This window comes from Kitasatospora sp. MY 5-36 (assembly GCF_001182915.1).
In the GTDB taxonomy this organism is placed as follows: domain Bacteria; phylum Actinomycetota; class Actinomycetes; order Streptomycetales; family Streptomycetaceae; genus Kitasatospora.
Genome location: NZ_LFVW01001461.1, coordinates 1 through 500, shown reverse-complemented (window position 1 = coordinate 500; position 500 = coordinate 1). Strand labels below are relative to the sequence as shown.

Here is a 500-nt window from a genome sequence, read left to right as displayed (position 1 = left end):
GGGGTGGGTGAGGGTGGTGAGGTGCTCCGCCACGGTGGTCGGGCTGGGCATCGCCGCGATTTCGGTGCTGACCTCGCGGGCGGCGCGGGTCAGGGTGTCGTCGGTGAGGAGGCGGTGGAGCAGGGCCGGGGTGATCTCCTCGGCGGTCGCGCTGAGGCCGGCTCCGCGCTGGTGGACGGCGGCCGCGGTGATGAAGCGGTCGGAGCCGTCGGGCAGGACCAGCTGGGGGATGCCCGCATCGAGTGTGCCAAGGGTGGTGCTGCTGCCGCCTGGTACCACTGCCAGCGGTCATCGACCATGCCTCGACCTCCATGCCCGAGTACGCTTCGGAGCGTAGATCGAGGCACTGACAATCCACCCTGAATTCACGAAGAGACAACGATCGGCGCATGAGGTCTGCTCTGGGAAGCCAACCGAATCGAACTGAATCAACCAGCGCCAGTTGACGCAGATCACCGCAGGTCAGGAAGTGTCGGCCCCGCGCTCGCGGGGATTGCTCC

General features: G+C 67.6%; 1 protein-coding gene. It reads right to left on the bottom strand.

What is annotated here, in order from left to right:
• A partial coding sequence (locus AE652_RS42940; protein ID WP_049661868.1) for a nucleotide disphospho-sugar-binding domain-containing protein occupies positions 1 to 279 on the bottom strand: 279 nt, incomplete at its 3' end.
• Positions 280 to 500 lie beyond the last annotated feature (221 nt).